The sequence below is a fragment of the Arsukibacterium sp. genome, assembly GCF_033722355.1.
In the GTDB taxonomy this organism is placed as follows: domain Bacteria; phylum Pseudomonadota; class Gammaproteobacteria; order Enterobacterales; family Alteromonadaceae; genus Alishewanella.
In genome coordinates, this window is record NZ_JAWVZF010000196.1 from 1 (window position 1) to 4,534 (window position 4,534).

Genomic DNA, 4,534 nt, shown 5'->3' on the forward strand with positions numbered 1-4,534 from the left:
GCCTGGATATTCTTCTCATCACTGTTAAACCAGCGCTCTGCGAGAGCAAGTGCCTGATCAGTCTGGTTTGTCCGGACGTAAGCGTTAACCATCAGGCTGTAAAATGCTGGCGTAAACTGTTGTTGCGTATCGCTGACAGGCTTAAGGATATTAAGCACTTCGGCAAAGTTATTGCGGCTTTGGTACAAATTTGCCAGTAACATCCGGATTTGATTGTTGTCCGGGTGTGCCTTGTGCGAGCGCTCTACTACATCTATCGCCACTTGCGGGCTGCCTTGCTGCTGTTTTGAGCTGTAGTAGGCAATCAGTGCCGGAATATAGTCAGAACGCAAGGCAATAGCTTGCTCTAACAGCGCGTCGCTTTTTTCAATATCATTTTCATCGCGGGCTACCGCCGCCAGCATATATAGCGTGAACACATTGTCGCTGTCTGCTTTTTGCGCTTCAGCCAGCATGAGCTTGCCGTTTTCCAGATCTTGTTGCAGCAGGTAGGTCAGCGCTTTAAGGTTATAGCCGGCATTGCGGGTTTCTGCTTTTTTCAGCCATTCATCCGCCAGCTCAGCAGCTTTATCAAACTGTTTTTGTCTGATGTAACTTCCGGCCAGCACCAGCCGGGTATCATGTAAGCCCGGATCCAGCATCAGCGCTTGCTCCAGATTTTTGATGCCTTCTTCGCCGCGGTTTGGCAAGCCGAGTTTCAGGCTGCCAAGGGTGCTGAGTGAACGGCCATCCTGCGAGACTACCATGTTTTCGTAGCGACTGATAATTTCAGCCGCCAGACTCTGATCGCCCTGACTTATCAGTTGAAATGCCGTGCCGGCGACCAATGATAAATCCTGTTCGGTAAACTCTGCCGAACTCAGACTGGTTGCTGCGTCGGCTGTTTCACCAGCCCGAAGTTGTAATAAAGAATACAGGCGCTGAGCTGGCGGGTAGGTATGCAGACTGTTTTTAACAACACTAAGGTGGGTTAGGGCCTGGGCTTCAAGGCCAAGCTGATAGCTGACAATACCAGCCAACACACGGCTTGGCGTATTGCTGAAGCGGGCATTAATTGCTTTGTCGATGTACTCTTTTGCTTTGGTATAGTCTTTATTCTGATACTCAATGACCGCTTTAAGATAATTGGTCAGGCCATGTTCCGGTGCCCGTTTCAGAATAAATACCAGTTGTTCGTCTGCCGGAGCAAAGTTCTGCTGCTGCACATAGGTCTGAGCCAGAACCAACCGGACTTTTAACGCGCCAGGCACCTGCTCGATGTATTGTTGTAAATTAGCAATAGCGTTATCTGTTTGGTTAGCCAGTAACTGCAATTGTGCTGTTAACAATAACGCTTCTTTGGCTATGACGCTATCGTTTGCCACCTGCTGCACAGCAGTGAGAGCCTCGGCAATATTACGGGCATTTAACAGTAAAGCTGCCTCTGAATATGCTGCCAGGTCTGGGTATTCGCTGTTCACCAGCTCATCAAAAATAATCACAGCGTTTTCGGATGCACCCAGCTCTACTTCAGCCAACGCCCGGTAAAACTTTAGGTAATGCTGGGTTTTCGGGCTAAGACCTTCTGTTTCACTGAACAGACTCAGCACATTCTGATAGTTTTCTGCCAGATAACTGGCCTGAATCACTTCTATCGCAACAGTCTCAGGATCAGCACCGTTACGCAGAGCCCTGTCAAACTCTTTTTCTGCAGATACCGCATCACCGGCTTTCAGATAAATTCTGGCCAGCAGTAAGCGGTAATCACTATTGTCGGGTGCTTTAGAAATTGCAGATTTAAGTTCAATGATGGCAGCATTATACTGATTATTCTGGTTGTATTTCAGTGCATCCTGATAATGCTCCGCGGCGTCTTTGCCGCTGCAACCTGCTAAAGCAGTTATTAAAACAACGGCGGTTAACGATAATTTTTTCATGTTACTACACTCCTTTGCGGTGACATTTCAGTCAGTGACATTATATTAGGTAATAAGGCAGCGCCTTGTCAGCGCTGCTCAGCCAAATATACCTCTGGTATCAATTACCACTTTTGTGGTGACATCCGCAGGCTGCAGGCTTTTAAACTGTTTATGATCGACCAGTACCACTAAAATGTTGGCTTTTTCCAGTGCCTGCTTAAGCGTGCTCAGCTCAGCGTTGTACTTCGCCAGTTTAGCAGGTAGCTTTTTAATATTGGGTTCAACTAATAAAATCTCTCCAATATTGTCGCTTAACAGTTGTTTGGCAATGTCCAGCGCCGGGCTCTCCCGTAAATCGTCAATGTCAGCTTTAAAAGCTAATCCCAGACAAGCGATCACCGGCTTTTTAAACTGGTCTGCTGCCTGGCGGATTTTGTCAATAACATACAACGGTTTACTATCATTAATTTCCCGCGCTTTGCGAATAATCTGCGCCTGCTCCGGAGCCGAGTCAACAATAAACCAGGGGTCTACCGCAATACAGTGGCCGCCAACACCCGGACCGGGGCTTAAGATATTAACCCGCGGGTGGCGGTTAGCCAGTTTTATCAGCTCCCAGACATTAATTTTTAAGCGATCACAAATCATGGAAAGCTCATTGGCAAAGGCAATATTGACATCCCGAAACGCATTTTCTGTCAGTTTCGCCATCTCTGCAGTGCGGGCCGTAGTGCGCAGGCATTCGCCACGGACGAACAGCTGGTAAAGCTCAATCGCCCGCTCTGCACAGCGGGGAGTAATACCGCCAATAATCCGGTCATTGCTGACTAACTCCTGCAGCACCCGGCCTGGCAGTACCCGCTCAGGGCAGTGAGCTATGTACAAGTCAGCCTGTTCGCCATCTGTATGTGGTAATTTTAAGTCAGGTCGCAGCTCTTCCAGCCACTGCGCAATCTGCTCTGTGGTGCCCACTGGAGATGTTGACTCCAACACAATCAGATTACCTCTGGCAAGAACCGGCGCGATGTTTTCCAGTGCGGCTCTGATATAACTCAGATCAGGGCTTTTATTTTCTTTAAAAGGTGTCGGCACTGCAATCAGAAATGCATCAGCCGGCTCCGGGCTCAGGGCCGCTTTTAGTTTACCGGTTGTTACTGCAGCCTGTACCAGCATGTCCAAATCAGGCTCAACAATATGTACCTTACCCTGGTTGATGGTATTAACGGCATGCTCTGAAACATCCACGCCCAGCACTTCAACGCCACGAGAGGCAATAACAGCTGCAGTAGGCAGACCTATATATCCTAACCCAATCACCGATACCCGGCTAAATGGCAACATAGTAAATCCTATATAAGTTTAAGGTTGTACTTTAAGTTTGTACTTCAGGCTGCTTGTTTCTGAGAAACAAACGCATTTAAGCGGCCAAACGTTTCGAAAATTTCAGCAGAGATTTCATCGTCGTCAAACTCAATGCCAAGCTGGTCCTCGAGTTCAGTAATGACCGCGATAATTGCCATTGAATCAAATTCCGGAATGGCACCCAGCAGCGGGGTATCGGCGCTGAAATCTTTATCTATCTGTAGTACAGTGCGTAAAATATCGGCGAGTAGTTGTTGATTGGGCATGCAATACATCCTTTATCGAGCTATATCCTGAATAAATATCCTGAGTGAGATTAACCTCAGTTTGTTGTTTACAAACTTAAATTTTGTTACAACTTCATTTTACTATCGGTTTTTCTCTAAAACTGTTTTATTATTGCACACAAAGGGATTAAAAGTGAAAGGTCTAGAGGACACAATGACCAAAAATCTATATCAATTGCTGCAACAAGCTCAACAAGCGTTTCCCCGAAATACTGCGCTGTACTTTAAAGAAAAAAGCTTAAGCTACACTGAATTGCTGCATCAGGTTAATGGGGTAGCCGCCACGCTGCAGCAGCAAGGCATAAAACGGTTTGACCGGGTTGCGGTCTATTTGCCCAAGCAGTTTGATACTATTTACACCATCTGGGGCGCTAATGCCATCGGCGGCGTATTTGTGCCGGTGAATCCGGCATTAAAAGCCGTGCAGGTACAGCATATTCTGCAGGACTGTAATGTGCGGGTACTGGTTACCAGTAAAGAGCGCTTATCCACCTTAACCGAGGTGCTGGCAGCCTGTCCTGATTTGCATACTGTTCTGTTAACTGACGAGTCTGAAACCGGGCAAAGTATGGCTCATATTGCCGTTAAACCTTTGCTAGCTGTTAATCATGGCGACGAAGTGCCTGCTGACAGCGCGCTGCAAGGCGCATTAACCGACAGTGACATGGCTGCAATTCTTTATACCTCAGGTAGCACCGGTAAGCCCAAAGGTGTGGTGTTATCCCAACGCAATATGCTGGTGGGTGCCAGCAGCGTGGCAACGTATCTGGAAAACCGCGCAGATGACGTTATTCTGGCGTTATTGCCGCTGAGTTTCGACTATGGTTTAAGCCAGCTGACTACCGCTTTTAGCACCGGAGCCAGTGTTGTTTTGCTGGATTTTTTCCTGGTGCAGGATGTGGTCAGGGCAGTCGCGCGGCATCAGGTAACCGGCATAGCGGCAGTGCCACCGCTGTGGGCGCAGCTGGCCAAAGCAAAATGGTCTGA

At 47.9% G+C, this 4,534-nt stretch carries 4 protein-coding genes; 1 reads left to right on the plus strand and 3 read right to left on the minus strand.

Annotation, left to right across the window (positions count from 1 at the left end; genetic code table 11):
- The 3 genes from prsT to R3177_RS13410 form a co-directional block, all read right to left on the minus strand.
- Positions 1–1,916 (minus strand): XrtA/PEP-CTERM system TPR-repeat protein PrsT (gene prsT / locus R3177_RS13400; protein WP_318971527.1); only part of this gene is annotated, 1,916 nt, incomplete at its 3' end.
- 78 nt (positions 1,917–1,994) lie between these two features.
- On the minus strand, positions 1,995–3,239 hold the full coding sequence (gene wecC, locus R3177_RS13405) for a UDP-N-acetyl-D-mannosamine dehydrogenase (protein WP_318971528.1): 1,245 nt from the start codon (positions 3,237–3,239) through the stop codon (positions 1,995–1,997).
- Between the two features lie 44 nt (positions 3,240–3,283).
- Entirely contained in the window at positions 3,284–3,526 is a 243-nt protein-coding gene (locus tag R3177_RS13410; RefSeq protein ID WP_318971529.1) for an acyl carrier protein, read from the minus strand.
- A gap of 175 nt (positions 3,527–3,701) precedes the next feature.
- Between R3177_RS13410 and R3177_RS13415 the strand changes: the two genes are divergently transcribed.
- Positions 3,702–4,534, plus strand: an 833-nt coding sequence (locus R3177_RS13415; RefSeq protein ID WP_318971530.1) for an AMP-binding protein, incomplete at its 3' end; no start/stop codon positions are given.